The sequence below is a fragment of the Streptomyces sp. NPDC023157 genome, from assembly GCF_055560575.1.
In genome coordinates this window covers 360,122-377,011 of record NZ_JBVHIL010000005.1, presented here as the reverse complement: position 1 = coordinate 377,011, position 16,890 = coordinate 360,122, and the positions used below count along the sequence as shown (strand labels likewise).

Here is a 16,890-nt window from a genome sequence, read left to right as displayed (position 1 = left end):
CGGGTCCGAGGGCCCGTGACCGTGCCGTGCGGAGTGCTGGAGTCACCGGGTGACCCCCTCCCGTGCCGAGCCGCCGAGTTCTTCGACTCAGCGTCACATGACGGGACACACCCGGCATCCCGGATCATCCGGACGGGTTCCGGGCCAGGGGGCCGGGAAACTACTGCGGCGGATTGCCCGTGGAAACCTCGAAGGTGAACTCGGCGTCGTCCTTCGAGATGTCCGTGCCCTGGCGCGGGTACTGGGTGATGACCGTGCCCTGGCCCCAGGTCGCCTCGTCGACCGAGGACTCGGCCTTGACCTTCCAGCCCGCGGCCTGGAGGCAGGCCTTCACCGACTGGATGTTCTTGTACGTGAAGTCCGGGACCTCGAACTTGTCCGGGTCGCTGCTCGACTCGGACGGCTCCGTGCACTTCTTGGCCGCGATGGTCCGGGTGAGGTCCGGGCCCTTGTGGCCGGGGGCGGCGCTGCTGCTCTGGCTCGGGCCGTCCGCGGTGGGCTCGCCGGAGGGCTCGCGGTTGTAGAGGGAGATGCCCGTGACCACGCCGGCGACCACGAGCAGCGCGAGGGCGCCGATGGCGATCTTCGACCGGTTCGACGAGGAGCCGCCGCCCGCGACGGGGGCGTGGGTCTGCTGCTGGGGCATCGTGTACGGCCCCGGCATGGGCGCGGGCACGGGCGCCGGCGTCTGGTAGGCGGGCGCCGGCGGGGGCGTCGGGACCTGCTGCGGATATCCGTACGACGGCGCCGGCGTCGGAGGCCCGTAGGGCCCCGGCTGCGGCGTCGGCTGGTAAGGGGTCTGCAGGCCGTGCGTCGAGGGCGGCGGGGTCTGGCCGACCGGCGGGAAGACGGCGGAGCCGACGCCCGAGCCGCTCTGCACGGGGCCGCCCGCGACGATCACCGGCGCACCGGTCTGCCCGGCCGACAGCACCCGCAGGCACTCGTCGCGCATCGCGGCGGCGCTGGGGAAACGCTCGTTCGGGTTCTTCTTCAGGGCGCGGGCCACCAGTGCGTCCATCGCCGGGGTCACCGCGCGGTTCACGGAGGACGGGGCGACCGGCTCCTCCTGGACGTGGGCGTAGGCGATGGCGAGCGGCGAGTCCGCGTCGAAGGGCAGCCGGCCCGTCAGGAGCTGGAAGAGCATGATGCCGACCGAGTAGAGGTCGGAGCGGGCGTCGACGGCGCGGCCCAGGGCCTGCTCGGGGGAGAGGTACTGCGGGGTGCCGACGACCATGCCGGTCTGGGTCATCGAGGTGACGCCGGACTGCATGGCGCGCGCGATGCCGAAGTCCATGACCTTGACCACGCCGCGCTTGGTCATCATCACGTTGCCCGGCTTGATGTCCCGGTGGACCAGGCCCATCTCGTGGCTGGTCTCCAGCGCGGCGAGCACGTCGCCGGTGACCTTCAGCGCCTTGTCGGCCGGCATCGCGCCGTACTGGCGCACGTCGGAGGCGAGCACCGAGCCGAGCGGCTGCCCCTCCACGTACTCCATGACGATGTACGGCATGACGGCGCCGTCGAGGGTGTCCTCGCCGGTGTCGAAGACCGAGACGATGTTGGTGTGCGACAGCTTCGCCACGGCCTGCGCCTCGCGCCGGAACCGTTCGCGGAAGGACTGTTCGCGGCCGAGTTCGGTGTGCAGCGTCTTGATGGCGACCTGGCGGTCCAGGGCGCTGTCGTACGCCAGGTACACCGACGCCATGCCGCCCTCGCCGAGAAGGTCGCGAAGCTGGTACCGGCCGCCCGCGACCGAACCGCCCGCATAGCGGCCCTGTGCGCCGTCCTGGCTCATCTCGTGCTTCCCCCTACGCGCGCGTGGCGGCGCTGATCCGGAAATGGTCCGGCCAAGTCTGCCCGAGGGCAGTGACACGTCAAGCCGGGTGTCCGTTCGGTACCCGTTCCGTGACCCTCCGCACAGCCGCGCTCCGGGAACCGTGACGGCGGCGTGACAGGAACGGCACGGAATTTGCACAGGTGTACATGTGGGGAGTCGGATGGCCGGTCCATGGCGGACCGTGATGTCGTACGGAGCCTGTAGCGTGACGACTGGACACGGCACAAGAGACGACGGCGAGGACTGATGGCACCCGATTCCGGAGCAGGCGGCGGTCTCCCGGACGCTTCCGCCGAGTCCTGGGGCATCGACGGAGTGGTCGGCGACGGCCGCTACCGGCTGACCCACCGCCTCGGACGCGGCGGCATGGCCGAGGTGTTCGCGGCCGAGGACGTGCGCCTGGGGCGCACCGTCGCGGTGAAGCTGCTGCGCGCCGACCTCGCCGAGGACCCGGTCTCCAAGGCCCGTTTCACCCGCGAGGCGCAGTCCGTCGCGGGCCTCAACCACCATGCGATCGTGGCGGTCTACGACTCGGGCGAGGACCTGGTCGGCGGCCGTTCCGTGCCGTACATCGTGATGGAACTGGTCGAGGGCCGCACCATCCGCGACCTGCTGATCAGCGCCGAGGCGCCGGGCCCCGAGCAGGCCCTGATCATCGTCTCCGGTGTCCTGGAGGCGCTCGCCTACTCGCACCAGCACGGCATCGTGCACCGCGACATCAAGCCGGCGAACGTGATCATCACGCACGGCGGCGCGGTCAAGGTCATGGACTTCGGCATCGCCCGCGCCCTGCACGGCGCGCAGTCGACGATGACCCAGACCGGCATGGTCATGGGCACCCCGCAGTACCTGTCGCCCGAGCAGGCGCTCGGCAAGGCCGTCGACCACCGCTCCGACCTGTACGCGACGGGCTGTCTGCTCTACGAACTGCTCGCGCTGCGGCCCCCGTTCACGGGTGAGACGCCGCTGTCGGTCGTCTACCAGCACGTCCAGGACACGCCGGTCCCGCCGTCCGAGGTGGCGCCCGCGGCGCCGCCGGAGCTCGACGGCCTGGCGATGCGTTCGCTCGCGAAGGACCCGGACGACCGGTTCCAGAGCGCCGAGGAGATGCGCGGCCTGATCCAGTACGCGCTGCAGATGCTCCAGGAGCAGGGCGGCCACACCGGCGTGTGGAACACGGGTCCGGTCGACCTGTACGACACGCACGACCCGATGCACACCCCGGGCGGCGGGATGGGCGGCGTCGGCGCGACGGCCGTCCTCGGCCACCCCATGGGCCACCCGACGCACCACACGACCGCGCAGGGCCCGATCCTGCCCCCGATGAACCCGGACGACGGGGGCTACGACGGCGGGCACGGCGGCCATGGCGGCTACACCCCGGACGGTGGCTACGGCGGGCACGGCGGCGGCAAGGGCGGCCGCGGCAAGCTGCTGCTGTTCGTGGCGCTCGCGCTGGTCGCGATCGTCGCGGGCGTCGCGTACGCCATCGACAAGGCCGGCGCCAAGAACGACGACGGCAACACGAAGCCGCCGGCCGTCAGCGACTCGCCGTCCACCCAGTCGAAGTCGCCGGATCCCTCCGACGAGCCCTCGGACGAGCCCGATCCGCCGGACACGTCGAACGGCGGCAGCGGCCAGCAGACCTGGAAGCCCACGTACAAGCCCACGTACGAGCCGACGAAGGAGCCGACGTCGACGGGCACCCCGTCGACGGACCCGACGGGCACGGCCGACGGTGGCACGGGCACGTCCGAGGGCGGCACGGAAGGCACGACCGAGGGCACGACCGAGGGAAGCTCGACCGGCACGTCCACGGGCACCTCGACCGGCACGTCCTCGGGCACCGGCACCTCGACGGGCACGTCGACGGGGACCGGCACCTCGACGGGCACGTCCACGGGCACCGGCACCACGACCGGGACGGGCACGACGACGGGCACCGCCGCCGGCACGGGCTGACCGCCGGGGCGCGCCTCGCGTCCCCCGCCCAGCCCGCTCAGAGCGCTCAGCCCGCGAAGGCGTCACGCACCGCCTCGTACTCGCGGGTCCACCACACGGCCAGGGCCGACACCGCGGGGAACAGCGGGTCGGCCCTGTGGTCGTGCAGCTGGTAGCGCCAGCGCAGGGTCCAGAAGTCGTTGAGCCGCTCCCACCACACCCGGTCGACGGCGGCGGCCAGGTCGGCGCGGTCCACGCCGGCGGCCCGCCGGTAGGCGCGCGCGTAGGCCCGCACCTTGTCCAGGGCGAGCTCGCCGCCCGGCCGGACGAAGAAGATCGCGGCGGCGCGGACCGCCTCCTCGGCGCGCGGACGGACCCCGAGCCGGTCCCAGTCGATGATCGCGGCCGGTTCGGCGCCCCGGTAGAGCAGGTTGAACGGGTGGAAGTCGCCGTGCACCCAGCCGCCCGAGGCGGCGGCGGGCGGGCGCCGGTGGGCGTGCCGGTCGAGGAGCACCCGGCGTTCGCGGAGCCGGTGCTCGGCGAGCTCGTCGAAGCCGTCGCGCCGCCGTCGCGTGCGCACCAGGCGTAACAGCTCCTCGATGAGCCGGAGGGTCTCCTCGGGGCAGGCGCTCTCGTGGCCGGCGTCCGGCGGCGGGGAGTCCATGACCTGCTCCAGGGACGTGTGGACGTGCCCGAGGAGGCTGCCGAGGCGGTGGGATCCGGCGGTGGACAGCTCGGCGCCCTCGCGGTGCCGGCCCTCGACCCAGGGGTGCAGGGCGTAGCAGTGGCCGCCGATGACGGCGACGGTGCGGCCCCGCGCGTCGTGCAGCGGCGGGGCGACGGGCAGCCCGAGGGCGTGCAGGCGGAGGGTGGCCCGGTGCTGGCGCGTGATGGTGTCCCGGTCGGCGGTGCGGGCGTCCAGGTGCTGTTTGAGGAAGTAGCGGCCCCGCGTGGTGGAGAGGCGGTAGCCGCGGTTGAGTAAGCCTTGGGCGACGGGTTCGCAGGACAGCGGCTCGCCCGTGTCCCCGTAGCGGCGCAGCAGGGCGCCGAGGGGCGGGGCGGGGGAGGTCGACCGGGGCGGGGCCAGGGGTACAGATGAGCGCGGCACTCCGCAGATGTTAGATCACGCTACGTGGTGGAGGTGTCGCTCGATGGAGGGAAGGGCGCGAGCGGGGGCCGGCCGCTCGGACGTGTAGTCGAGGCTGTGCACGGTGACGAACTGGGGCTCGATCCGCATGAAGACCGGGTCGAAGGGCTCGCCGTCGACGGAGCGGGGCTCCGGGCCGAAGGCCGCCAGCTGGGCCTCGGTGGGGTCGATGATCCCGGCGGTGCCGGTGAACTGCACGGACCACACGGTCTCGGCCTCGGCGCCGAAGTTGTCCGCCCCGTAGGCCACGACGCTGCCGTTGCAGGCCCGGTGGTAGCCGAGGCCGCGGTGGAGCCGGATCAGGACGTCGCCGTCGAACACGATGTGCCGGGCGGGGGCGACGAACGGCATCGCCCGCATGCTCGTCGCCACCCGGCCGTACGACACACGGCTCAGCAGGTCGAGGGCGCGGATCTCATCGGGGGACATGGCTACCACTCTCCGCCACCGGCACCCTGTCGGAAAAGGGGCCCCTGCCCCGGTTCTCCGGGGACGTAGGTCCCGAATGCGGGCCGCCCGGACCGGCCGCACCCGTTCGGGTGAAGCGGCCGGGGTCCGGGAACCCGCCGGCCTCAGTGACGCTCGGCCTGCATCCTCGCCACATACGCCGCGGCCTGGGAACGCCGCTCCATGCCCAGCTTCGACAGCAGGCTGGAGACATAGTTCTTGATGGTCTTCTCCGCAAGGTGGAGCCGCTCGCCGATGCCCCGGTTGGTCAGGCCCTCGCCGATCAGATCGAGGATCTTGCGCTCCTGCTCGGTGAGATTGGCGAGCCGGTCGTCACCCTTGGGGCTGTTGCCGTCCCGCAGGCGCTCGAGGACCCGCGCGGTCGCCACCGGGTCGAGCAGCGACTTGCCGGCCGCCACGTCGCGCACCGCGTTCAGCAGCTCGTTGCCGCGGATGGCCTTCAGGACGTATCCCGAGGCCCCGGCCATGATCGCGTCGAACAGCGCCTCGTCGTCCGCGTACGAGGTCAGCATCAGGCACTTGATCGAATCGTCCTGCGACCGGATCTCGCGGCACACCTCGACGCCGCTGCCGTCCGGCAGCCGGACGTCGAGCACGGCCACGTCGGGACGGGTCGCAGGGATCCTGACCAGGGCGTCCGCAGCCGTACCGGCCTCGCCGACCACCTCGATGTCGTCCTCCACGGAGAGCAGCTCGTGGACGCCGCGCCGCACGACCTCGTGGTCGTCCAGCAGAAATACCCGGATTTTTCCTTCTTCGCGCACGCAGCCAGTCTCACATATTCACTCTTCCCGTGCCCGGGGTGACCGGGATAACGTGCCGGGTGTTCCGGCGGCCTCTTCGGGCTGCCCCCAACGCCCGCTGACCAGCGGCGAGTCCCGCATTTCTCGATTTACTTGGAAATCCAAGCAAAATCGCAGGTCAAATGGGGTTTCGCAGGAATGCGGCGCTGTGGGTAACGTGCCTATGACAGGGCGCTCGCCGGGGCACCTGTCACGCCCGACCCCGGCCGAGTCGCACCCACCCCGTGCGAAGGGCACGGTGAAGGCGGAGCCGCACTGGCCTCACCGGCGAACCCGGGGGCCGGACCGACGGAGGAGCACGCACGTGACCGTGGAGAGCACTGCCGCGCGCAAGACGACGCGACGCAGCAGCGGCACCAAGCGCACCGCAAGCGCCAGCGCGAGCGCGAAGAAGGCGACGGCAGCCCAGAGCGCCGAGCCCGAGCTCATTCAGCTGCTGACGCCCGAGGGGCAGCGCGTCCAGCACCCCGAGTACGACATCGACCTGAGCGCCGAGGAGCTGCGCGGCCTCTACCGCGACATGGTCCTCAGCCGCCGCTTCGACGCCGAGGCCACCGCCCTGCAGCGCCAGGGCGAGCTGGGCCTGTGGGCCTCCCTGCTCGGTCAGGAGGCCGCCCAGATCGGCTCCGGCCGCGCCCTGCGGGACGACGACTACGTCTTCCCCACCTACCGTGAGCACGCGGTCGCCTGGTGCCGCGGGGTCGACCCCACCAACCTGCTCGGCATGTTCCGCGGTGTGAACCACGGTGGCTGGGATCCCAACAGCAACAACTTCCACCTGTACACGATCGTGCTCGGCTCGCAGACCCTGCACGCCACCGGCTACGCCATGGGCATCGCCAAGGACGGCGCGGACTCCGCCGTGATCGCGTACTTCGGCGACGGCGCCTCCAGCCAGGGCGACGTCAACGAGTCGTTCGTCTTCTCCGCGGTCTACAACGCCCCGGTCGTGTTCTTCTGCCAGAACAACCAGTGGGCCATCTCCGAGCCCATCGAGAAGCAGACCCGCGTCCCGCTCTACCAGCGCGCCCGCGGCTTCGGCTTCCCCGGTGTCCGCGTCGACGGCAACGACGTCCTCGCGTGCCTGGCCGTGACCCGGTCGGCACTCGAGCGCGCCCGCCGCGGAGAGGGCCCGACGCTCATCGAGGCGTACACCTACCGCATGGCCGCCCACACCACCTCCGACGACCCGACCCGCTACCGCCGCGACGCGGAGCGTGAGGAGTGGGAGGCGAAGGACCCGATCCTGCGTCTCAAGACGTACCTGGAGAACGAGGGCCACGCCGACGCCGCCTTCTTCGAGGAGCTGGAGTCGGAGAGCGAGGCGCTGGGCAAGCACGTCCGCGAGGTCGTCCGCGCCATGCCCGTCCCGGACCACATGGCGATCTTCGACAACGTGTACGCGGACGGGCACGCGCTCGTCGACGAGGAGCGCGCCCAGTTCGCCGCGTACCAGGCGTCCTTCGAGGGCGGAGAGGCCGAGTAATCATGGCTGTTCAGAAACTTCCCCTGGCCAAGGCGCTCAACGAGTCGCTGCGCAAGGCGCTGGAGACCGACCCCAAGGTCCTCGTCATGGGTCTGGACGTCGGCAAGCTCGGCGGCGTCTTCCGGATCACCGACGGCCTGCAGAAGGACTTCGGCGAGGACCGGGTCATCGACACCCCGCTCGCCGAGTCCGGCATCGTCGGCACCGCGATCGGTCTGGCCCTGCGCGGCTACCGGCCGGTCGTGGAGATCCAGTTCGACGGCTTCGTCTTCCCGGCGTACGACCAGATCGTCTCCCAGTTGGCGAAGATGCGGGCCCGTTCGCTCGGCACGGTGAAGATGCCGATCGTCATCCGCATCCCCTACGGCGGCGGCATCGGTGCCGTCGAGCACCACTCCGAGTCCCCCGAGTCGCTCTTCGCGCACGTCGCGGGCCTCAAGGTCGTCTCCCCGGCCAACCCCTCGGACGCCTACTGGATGCTCCAGCAGGCGATCCAGAGCGACGACCCGGTCATCTTCTTCGAGCCCAAGCGCCGTTACTGGGACAAGGGCGAGGTCGACGTCGAGGCGATCCCCGGTGAGCTGCACAAGGCCCGCGTCGCCCGCGAGGGCACGGACCTGACGCTCCTCGCGTACGGCCCGATGGTGAAGACCTGCCTGGAGGCGGCCGCGGCCGCCGCCGAGGAGGGCAAGTCGATCGAGGTCGTGGACCTGCGCTCGATCTCCCCGCTCGACTTCGACACGATCCAGGCCTCGGTGGAGAAGACCCGCCGCCTGGTCGTGGTGCACGAGGCCCCGGTCTTCTTCGGCTCCGGCGCGGAGATCGCCGCCCGCATCACCGAGCGCTGCTTCTACCACCTGGAGGCCCCCGTCCTGCGGGTCGGCGGCTACCACGCGCCGTATCCGCCGGCGCGCCTGGAGGAGGAGTACCTGCCGGGTCTGGACCGCGTGCTCGACGCCGTCGACCGCTCGCTGGCGTTCTGAGGAGAGCATCGTGACGATCCGTGAATTCAAGATGCCCGACGTGGGCGAGGGCCTGACCGAGGCCGAGATCCTCAAGTGGTACGTCCAGCCCGGTGACACCGTCACCGACGGGCAGGTCGTCTGCGAGGTCGAGACGGCGAAGGCGGCCGTGGAGCTCCCGATCCCGTTCGACGGGACGGTCCACGAGCTGCGCTTCCCCGAGGGCACCACGGTCGACGTCGGCGAGATCATCATCTCGGTGAACGTGGGCGGCGGAGCGGCCCCGGAGGCCCCCGCGGCCCCGGCCGCCGAGCCCGCCCCCGCCGCCGCCGCCCCGGCCGCCCCCGAGGAGGAGCCCGAGCCGCAGGGCCGCCAGCCGGTCCTGGTGGGCTACGGCGTGGCCGCGACCTCCACCAAGCGCCGGGCCCGCAAGACGACGACGGCAGCCCCGGCAGCCCCGGTGGCCGCCGCGGTCCCCGCCCCGGCCGCCGTCCTGGTGCCCGAGCAGCTCAACGGCCACGCCCCCGTGGCCGGCCGCCCGCTGGCCAAGCCGCCGGTGCGCAAGCTGGCCAAGGACCTGGGCGTCGACCTGGCGGCGGTCACCCCGACCGGCCCGGACGGCGTCATCACCCGCGAGGACGTGCACGCGGCGGCGGCTCCGGCCGTCGAGACCCCGGCGCCCGTCGCCGCCCCGGTCGCCGCCCCGGTCGCGGCCCCGGCAGCGGTGCCCGCTGCCGCCGCCCCCGCCGTCTCCTCGGAGGCCCGGGAGACCCGTACCCCCATCAAGGGCGTACGGAAGGCCACGGCGGCGGCGATGGTCGGCTCGGCCTTCACCGCGCCGCACGTCACCGAGTTCGTGACCTTCGACATCACGCGCACGATGAAGCTGGTCGAGGAACTCAAGTCCGACAAGGACATGGCGGGCCTGCGGGTCAACCCGCTGCTCCTGATCGCCAAGGCGGTCCTGGTCGCGGCGAGGCGCAACCCGGACATCAACGCGGCCTGGGACGAGGCCGCCCAGGAGATCGTGGTCAAGCACTACGTGAACCTGGGCATCGCCGCGGCCACCCCGCGGGGCCTGATCGTGCCGAACATCAAGGACGCGCACGCCCAGACCCTCCCGGAACTGTCGGCGTCCCTGAGCGAGCTGGTCGCCACCGCCCGCGAGGGCAAGACGACCCCGGCGGCCATGCAGGGCGGCACCTTCACCATCACCAACGTCGGCGTCTTCGGCGTCGACACCGGTACGCCGATCCTGAACCCGGGCGAGTCCGCGATCCTCGCGGTCGGCGCGATCAAGCTCCAGCCCTGGGTCCACAAGGGCAAGGTGAAGCCGCGTCACGTCACCACTCTCGCGCTCTCCTTCGACCACCGCCTGGTCGACGGCGAGCTCGGCTCCAAGTTCCTGGCCGACGTGGCCGCGATCCTGGAGCAGCCGAAGCGGCTCATCACCTGGGCGTAACACCCCATGTGACCGTTTCACGTGAAACAGGCCCGTCCGCATCGCGGACGGGCCTGTCTGTTGCACCCCTGTTGTATCTAAGCTGTGCGCATGCCCTCAGCCCCAGCGCCCGCCCCGCAGCCCGTCAAGCAGCAGCCCGCCGCCGACCGCGTCTACATGCACGTCAAGCAGGCCGTGCTCGACCGTCGGTACGAAGGGGGGACGCTCCTCACCGAGGGGGAGCTCGCCCAGGCGGTGGGGGTGTCGCGGACGCCGGTGCGGGAGGCGCTGCTGAAGCTGGAGATGGAAGGGCTGCTCAAGCTCTACCCCAAGAAGGGCGCCCTCGTGCTGGCGGTCTCCGCGCAGGAGATCGCCGACGTCGTCGAGACCCGGCTGCTCGTCGAGGAGTTCGCGGTGCGGCGGGCCGTGCCCCCGGCGCCCGGGCTCGTCGAGCGGCTCGAAGAGCTCCTGGAGGAGCAGAGGCGGCGGGCCGAGGCGGGGGACCTGGCGGAGGTCGCCGCCACCGACCGGGCCTTCCACGCCGAGATCGTCCAGCACGCCGGGAACCAGATCCTCGCCCGCCTCTACGACCAGCTCCGGGACCGGCAGCTGCGGATGGGCGTCGCCGTGATGCAGTCCCAGCCCGACCGGGTCGCCAAGAACATCGTCGAGCACGCCGAGATCCTGGAGCGGATCAAGGCGGGGGACGCCGAAGGGGCCGCTTCCTGTGTGCGGCAGCACCTGAGCTGGGTCAAGGTGCTGGTCCGGGGTGAGGCGAGGTGAGCCGCGGCAACGGATACGGGTCGGCCGTCACCCTGCCCGGGGACCCGCCCGGCGGGCGGCGGGCCGCGCTGGTCTGGGGCGTCGGGGTCGCCGTGTACTTCGTCGCCGTCATCTTCCGGACCTCGCTGGGTGTCGCCGGGCTCGACGCCGCCGACCGGTTCGGGGTCAACGCGTCGGCGCTGTCCACCTTCTCCATACTCCAGCTGCTCGTCTACGCCGGTATGCAGATACCCGTCGGCCTCATGGTCGACCGGCTCGGCACCAAGAAGGTGCTGACCATCGGCGTGCTGCTGTTCACCCTCGGGCAGCTGGGCTTCGCGTTCTCCCCCACGTACGGCATGGCGCTCGCCTCCCGGGCCCTGCTCGGCTGCGGCGACGCGATGACCTTCATCAGCGTGCTGCGGCTCGGCACCCGCTGGTTCCCGGCCCGCCGCGGCCCTCTCGTCGCCCAGCTCGCCGGACTCGTCGGCATGGCCGGCAACCTGGTCTCCACGCTCGTCATCGCCCGGCTCCTGCACGGCCTCGGCTGGACCGCCGCCTTCGCGGGCAGCGCCGCCGCCGGCGTGGTCGTCCTCGTCCTGCTGCTGCTCTTCCTCAAGGACCACCCCGAGGGGTACGAGCCCGAGCCCCTGCCGCACGCGGGCGCCGCCTTCGTCCGGCGCCAGATCGGCGAGTCCTGGCGGGAGCCCGGCACCCGGCTCGGGATGTGGGTGCACTTCACCACCCAGTTCCCCGCCATGGTCTTCCTGCTGCTGTGGGGGCTGCCGTTCCTCGTCGAGGCGCAGGGCCTCAGCCGCGGGACCGCCGGGTCGCTGCTCACCCTGGTCGTGGCCTCCAACATGGTGGTGGGGCTCGTCTACGGGCAGATCATCGCCCGCCACCACGCCGCCCGCGCCCCGCTCGCCCTGGGCACCGTCGCCGCGACCGCCACCTTGTGGGCGACCACCCTCGTCTATCCCGGCGAGCACGCGCCGATGTGGCTGCTCGTCACCCTGTGCGTGGTGCTCGGCGCCTGCGGGCCCGCCTCGATGATCGGCTTCGACTTCGCCCGGCCCGCCAACCCGCCGGAGCGGCAGGGCACGGCGTCCGGGATCGTCAACATGGGCGGCTTCGTCGCCTCGATGACCACGCTCTTCGCGGTCGGCGTCCTCCTCGACGCCACCGGCGGCGACTACCGGGTCGCCTTCTCCTCGGTCTTCGTCCTCGAAGCCCTCGGCGTCGTGCAGATCCTCCGCCTGAAGTCCCGCACCGCCCGCCGGGAACGGGAACGGCTGGTCGCCAGCAGGGTCGAGGTCGTGCACGTACCGGCGTGACCGCCGGGGTCGGTCCCGGGCCCGGGTGGGCGTGACCGCCGGGCGCCGGGCCTAGTTCGGCGTGACCGCGAAGTGGTCCAGGATCGCCCGCGCCAGGTCCTCGTCGCCCTCGGTCTTGACCCGGTCGGCCACCTCGGCCGGCCGGACCCGGCCGCAGGCCAGGCGCACGTACGTCTCCCAGTCGGTCACCAGCGTGACCGCCGGGCCGAGGGACGGCGCGCCGTCCACCGAGCCGTTGCCCTCGGCGTCCACCCGGACCGTCCGCAGGAACTCGACCGGCCCGGTGACGTCGAGGACGATCGCCGAGCTGGTGGGCGCGCCGGCCTCCTTCGCGACGACGAACGGCAGCGCCTCCAGGAGCACGTCCCGCGTGATGTACGCGCCGGGGGAGTCCAGGTTGCCGGGGACGCCGAGGGCGGTCCGCAGGTCCTGCTCGTGCACCCAGCAGTCGAAGGCGCGCATCCGGTAGGCCAGTTCCAGGGTCTGCTCGGCGCCGAGGGGGGCGCGGATCAGGGCGTCGGGCAGCCGGTTCTCGTTGCGCATCTGGCGGGCCCGGCGGATCAGGATGTACTCCAGCTCCGAGGTCATCTCCGGCGCGGTGTGGTGGCGCCGCACATCGACCTGCATCTCCATGTAGCGGGCGAAGTCGCTGCGTACGTGGTAGAGATCGCGGGGCAGACTGTGGATCGGGCGCGGGTCGCCCAGCATCTCGGTCTCCATGCCGATGACATGGGACACGATGTCGCGGACGGACCAGCCGGGGCACGGGGTGGCGCGGTTCCACTCGCCCTCCGCGAGCGGCCCCACCAGCTCGGCTATCGCTTCGATCGAGTGGGTCCAGGCGTCGGCGTAGTTCTGGAGGCTGGGATGGACGGTCACGGGACCCCTCGGCGGCGCTGGTACGGCTGGGCGGGCTGAAAACTCGACTGCGTGGGAGGCTCGCTGGCTAAGTTACGCTGCCCGCAGGCACCCCGGCAGTGCTTTCGTGTGACGATCGTAGGCCGGTGTTGACGGCTCGAATGCCAGGACGGTGGTAGTGTGCGCGCCTCGCTGATCCAGATCGCGGTAGACCCGGACGAACCGGTCGAGAGCCGGAGGGCGCGCGTCGCCCGCCTCGTACGGGAGGAACGGGACGCGGCGGACCTGGTGGTCCTGCCCGAACTGTGGCCCGTCGGGGCCTTCGCCTACGAGTCGTTCGCGGCCGAGGCCGAGCCGCTGAAGGGCCCCACGTACGAGGCGATGGCGGCCGCCGCGCGGGACGCCGAGGTCTGGCTGCACGCGGGCTCGATCGTCGAGGCGGCGGGCGGGGCGCTCTACAACACCTCGCTGGTCTTCTCCCCCGACGGCGAACTCGTCGCCTCCTACCGGAAGATCCACCGCTTCGGCTTCGACAAGGGCGAGGCGGTCCTGATGACGGCCGGCGAGGACCTCGTCACCGTCGATCTGCCGCAGCTCACCGTCGGCGTCGCCACCTGCTACGACCTGCGCTTCCCCGAGCTGTTCCGCGGCCTCGTCGACGCGGGCGCCCAGGCCTTCGTGCTGCCGGCCGGCTGGCCCGCCCGGCGCCTCGGCCACTGGACGCTGCTGGCGCGGGCCCGTGCCGTCGAGAACCAGGCGTACCTCCTCGCCTGCGGCACCGCAGGCACCCACGCGGGCGTCGAGCAGGCCGGCCACTCGATCGTCGTCGACCCCTGGGGCGAGGTCCTCGCGGAGGCGGGCCCGGACGAGGAGATCCTGCGGGTCGTCCTGGACCCGGCGAAGGTGAACCTGACGCGGGAGCAGTTCCCCGCGCTGAAGGACCGGTTGCTGTAAGGCCGCTTGCTGTCGGGCCGGTTGCTGTAAGGCCGGATGCCGGATGCCGGAGGACCGGCCGGACCGGCCGGACCGGCCGGACCGGCCGGACCGGCCGGACCGGCTGCTCCGGGACCCCAGGCGTCCGGGCCCGCCCTCACACCGCGATCGCGTGCAGGGCGGTGCCCGGCCCGGACGCCACGCCCGGCCGGTACTCCGCCCACGCCGCCGCCAGCCGGCGCACCGCCTCGGTGAGGGTGTCCGGCGCCAGCAGGAAGTGCAGCCGGAGCATGCGTCCGCTGCCGCCCAGGGCGTCCATGGTGGAGCCGGGCAGCACCGCCACCCCGTGGCGCAGCGCGATCTGGGCGAAGGAGACTCCGTCGCCGTACGGGAGGCGGACCCACAGGGTCTGGCCGCCCGCGGCCGGCGGGCACTCCCAGGAAGGGAGCCGACGGGCGAGCTCGGCCCGCAGCAGGTCGTGCCCCGCCCGCAGTTCGGCCACCCGGGCCCGCAGCAGCGGCTCGAAGGAGTCGAGCAGCCGGGCCGCCACCAGCTGGCCCGGCACGTCGCTGCCGAGGTCGTGCAACGCCTTGAGGCGCGCGAGGCGCGCGATCAGCGGGGCCGGACCGCGCACCCAGCCGGTCCGCAGGCCGCCCCAGACGCACTTGCTCAGCGAGCCGACGCCGATGACCTCCCGGCCGTACGAGGAGAGGGGCGGCACGGCGCCGGCGGAAGCGTCGGGAACGGCGGGATCGTCGAAGCGCAGCTCGCTCAGCACCTCGTCCTCGACGAGCGGCACCCCGTACGCTTCCGCGGCCTCGACGAGGCGCCGCCCGAGCAGCGGCGGCAGGACGGTCCCCGTGGGGTTGTGGAGGTGCGGGACCACATAGGCCAGGGCCGGCCGGCGGCGCTCCATCACCTCGACGGCCGCCGCCACGTCGAGCCCGTCCGGCCCCACCGCCACCGGCGTCGGCACCGCCGCGGCCTCCCGGAACAGGTCGAGCGCCCCCGGATAGCTCGGCGCCTCCACCAAGACCGCGTCACCGGGCGCCACCAGGAGCCGGGTGAGCAGCCCGATGCCCTGCTGGGCCCCGGTGGTGACCAGGATCTGGCCCGGCTCCGTCGGCACCCCCCGCGCCCGGTACCTGCGGGCGACGGCCGCCCGCAGGACCGGGAGGCCGGCCGGGTGGTAGCCGAGGTCGTCCGTCGGCAGCACGATCCGCGCGTACGACTCGGCCACCAGGGCGGGTGGCGACGGCGGGGCGGCGCAGCTCAGCAGGATGACGCCGTCGGAGGGTTCGAGGAGGTGGAGGAACATCGGGTTGGAGGTCTCCGGCGGCCGTGGCCCCGGCGGGGTGAGCGCGGTCGGCGCGACCCGGGTACCGCTGCCTTGACGGCGCACCAGGCGCCCTTCCTGACGCAGGGTGTCGTAGGCGGCGACGACCGTCGTGCGGCCGACCGAGAGCGCGGTCGCCAGCCGTCGGTCGGGCGGCAGCGGGGCACCTGGCGGCAACAGCCCCTCGTCGATCAACTGGCGTACGCGAGCGGCCAGCAGCAGGTACATCGGTCCCCGGCCGGCCGACCAGCGGCCCAGCCAGGCGACCAGCTCGTCCAGGGAGGGTGTCATTGGCTCCATCGCCGGACCAATCTGCCGGGATTGGTCCTGTGGGCGCAAGCGTTCCTTCCTCAGACTGACGTCATGAGCGCCGACTTCCTCCCCGACACGTCCCGTCCCGAGACCCTCGCCGTCCACTCTCCGCAGCCCGAGATCAAGGGCAGCAGGCCGCTCGGCGTGCCGCTGCACCAGGGCCATGTCTTCGCCTTCGAGACCGCCGACGCCATGGCCGAGGCCTTCCACTCGACGGACACCTTCCTCTACAGCCGGATGGGCAACCCGACCGTCCGCGCCCTGGAGACCGCCGTCGCCCGCCTGGAGGGCGGTACCGCCGCCCTCTCGTACGCCTCCGGCATGGGCGCCATCAACGGCGTGCTGCTGGGACTGCTCGCCACCGGCGGCCACGTCATCGCCCAGCGCTGCCTGTACGGCGGCACGTACGCCCTCCTCGCCGACCTCACCGCGCGCTGGGGCGTCGACGTCACGTACGTCTCCGGCACCGACCCCGACGAGGTGCGGGCCGCGCTGCGCCCCGAGACGCGGCTGCTGTACCTGGAGACCATCGCCAACCCCACCACCCGCGTCTCCGACCTGCCCGCCCTGATCGCCGTCGCGCGCGAGGCGGGGGTGCCGTCCGCCGTCGACAACACCTTCGCCTCGCCGCTGCTGTGCCGGCCGATCGAGTACGGCGCCGACATCGTCGTGCACTCCGCGACCAAGTACCTCGCCGGTCACGCCGACGTCCTCGGCGGCATCGCCGTCTTCAAGGACGAGGAGCTGTACGACCGGATCCGCCACTACGCCGTCGAACAGGGCGCCACCACCGACCCGTTCGCCGCCTGGCTGACCCTGCGCGGCCTGCAGACGCTGCCGCTGCGCATCGAGCGGCAGTGCGCCAACGCCGCGGAGCTCGGGGCCCGGCTGGCCGCCCACCCGGCGGTCGCCGCCGTCCGGCACCCGGCCCTCGCCGGGCACCCTGACCACGAGGTGGCGGCCCGGCTGCTGCCCAAGGGCGGCGGCGGGGTGGTCTCCTTCGACCTCGCGGGCGGCCGCGAGGCGGGCCGGACCTTCGTCGAAGGCGTCCGGCTCGCCTCCCTCAGCGCCTCGCTCGGCGACGTGAAGACCCTGGTCATGCACCCCGCCTCCACCTCGCACCGCCAGCTGGACGCGGCGGCCCTGGAGGCGGCGGGCATCGGCCCCGGCACGGTGCGGGTCTCGGTCGGCATCGAGCACGTCGAGGACCTGTGGACGGACCTGGAGCAGGCCCTGGACAAGGCGCTGTAGGAGCCGCCGGCCGGGGCCC

General features: G+C 72.6%; 14 protein-coding genes. 8 read left to right on the top strand and 6 right to left on the bottom strand.

From position 1 onward, the window contains the following. Positions 1–160: 160 nt before the first annotated feature. Positions 161–1,795, bottom strand: coding sequence for a protein kinase domain-containing protein (locus ACZ3ZE_RS20350; RefSeq protein ID WP_361168539.1), 1,635 nt, complete (start codon positions 1,793–1,795; stop codon positions 161–163). Between the two features lie 288 nt (positions 1,796–2,083). On the opposite strand from ACZ3ZE_RS20350, the gene ACZ3ZE_RS20345 reads away from it, so the two are divergent. Beyond that, complete coding sequence (locus ACZ3ZE_RS20345; protein ID WP_467260014.1) at positions 2,084–3,799, top strand: protein kinase domain-containing protein; 1,716 nt, start codon at positions 2,084–2,086, stop codon at positions 3,797–3,799. Positions 3,800–3,845: 46 nt separating this feature from the next. Here the strand turns inward: ACZ3ZE_RS20345 and ACZ3ZE_RS20340 are convergent, their stop codons facing one another. The 3 genes from ACZ3ZE_RS20340 to ACZ3ZE_RS20330 all read right to left on the bottom strand — a co-directional run bounded on the left by ACZ3ZE_RS20340 (position 3,846) and on the right by ACZ3ZE_RS20330 (position 6,157). Continuing rightward, positions 3,846–4,886, bottom strand: coding sequence for a phosphotransferase (locus ACZ3ZE_RS20340; RefSeq protein WP_361168545.1), 1,041 nt, complete (start codon positions 4,884–4,886; stop codon positions 3,846–3,848). A 15-nt stretch (positions 4,887–4,901) separates the two neighbouring features. Then, positions 4,902–5,354, bottom strand: coding sequence for a pyridoxamine 5'-phosphate oxidase family protein (locus ACZ3ZE_RS20335; protein ID WP_361168548.1), 453 nt, complete (start codon positions 5,352–5,354; stop codon positions 4,902–4,904). A 143-nt stretch (positions 5,355–5,497) separates the two neighbouring features. Beyond that, on the bottom strand, positions 5,498–6,157 hold the full coding sequence (locus ACZ3ZE_RS20330; RefSeq protein WP_361168551.1) for a response regulator transcription factor: 660 nt from the start codon (positions 6,155–6,157) through the stop codon (positions 5,498–5,500). Positions 6,158–6,500: 343 nt separating this feature from the next. Between ACZ3ZE_RS20330 and pdhA the strand changes: the two genes are divergently transcribed. From pdhA to ACZ3ZE_RS20305, 5 genes are all read left to right on the top strand, one after another. Then, on the top strand, positions 6,501–7,682 hold the full coding sequence (gene pdhA / locus ACZ3ZE_RS20325) for a pyruvate dehydrogenase (acetyl-transferring) E1 component subunit alpha (protein ID WP_361168554.1): 1,182 nt from the start codon (positions 6,501–6,503) through the stop codon (positions 7,680–7,682). Positions 7,683–7,684: 2 nt separating this feature from the next. Then, positions 7,685–8,665: an alpha-ketoacid dehydrogenase subunit beta gene (locus tag ACZ3ZE_RS20320; RefSeq protein WP_361168557.1), complete on the top strand. Its 981-nt coding sequence runs from the start codon at positions 7,685–7,687 to the stop codon at positions 8,663–8,665. A 31-nt stretch (positions 8,666–8,696) separates the two neighbouring features. After that, positions 8,697–10,106, top strand: coding sequence for a dihydrolipoamide acetyltransferase family protein (locus tag ACZ3ZE_RS20315; protein WP_467260224.1), 1,410 nt, complete (start codon positions 8,697–8,699; stop codon positions 10,104–10,106). Between the two features lie 90 nt (positions 10,107–10,196). Beyond that, complete coding sequence (locus tag ACZ3ZE_RS20310) at positions 10,197–10,868, top strand: GntR family transcriptional regulator (RefSeq protein ID WP_361620903.1); 672 nt, start codon at positions 10,197–10,199, stop codon at positions 10,866–10,868. Continuing rightward, positions 10,865–12,181: an MFS transporter gene (locus ACZ3ZE_RS20305; protein ID WP_361168563.1), complete on the top strand. Its 1,317-nt coding sequence runs from the start codon at positions 10,865–10,867 to the stop codon at positions 12,179–12,181. The genes ACZ3ZE_RS20310 and ACZ3ZE_RS20305 overlap by 4 nt, the downstream gene beginning before the upstream one ends. A gap of 51 nt (positions 12,182–12,232) precedes the next feature. Here the strand turns inward: ACZ3ZE_RS20305 and ACZ3ZE_RS20300 are convergent, their stop codons facing one another. After that, positions 12,233–13,060: a maleylpyruvate isomerase family mycothiol-dependent enzyme gene (locus ACZ3ZE_RS20300; protein WP_361620902.1), complete on the bottom strand. Its 828-nt coding sequence runs from the start codon at positions 13,058–13,060 to the stop codon at positions 12,233–12,235. 159 nt (positions 13,061–13,219) lie between these two features. On the opposite strand from ACZ3ZE_RS20300, the gene ACZ3ZE_RS20295 reads away from it, so the two are divergent. Further along, entirely contained in the window at positions 13,220–13,993 is a 774-nt protein-coding gene (locus tag ACZ3ZE_RS20295) for a carbon-nitrogen family hydrolase (protein WP_361168569.1), read from the top strand. Between the two features lie 136 nt (positions 13,994–14,129). Here the strand turns inward: ACZ3ZE_RS20295 and ACZ3ZE_RS20290 are convergent, their stop codons facing one another. Next, complete coding sequence (locus ACZ3ZE_RS20290; RefSeq protein WP_467260011.1) at positions 14,130–15,599, bottom strand: aminotransferase-like domain-containing protein; 1,470 nt, start codon at positions 15,597–15,599, stop codon at positions 14,130–14,132. A 72-nt stretch (positions 15,600–15,671) separates the two neighbouring features. Here ACZ3ZE_RS20290 and ACZ3ZE_RS20285 point away from each other — a divergent pair, with 72 nt between their 5' ends. After that, positions 15,672–16,871 (top strand): trans-sulfuration enzyme family protein, encoded by a 1,200-nt coding sequence (locus tag ACZ3ZE_RS20285; protein WP_361168575.1) that lies wholly within the window; start codon positions 15,672–15,674, stop codon positions 16,869–16,871. The last annotated feature ends 19 nt before the right edge of the window (positions 16,872–16,890 follow it).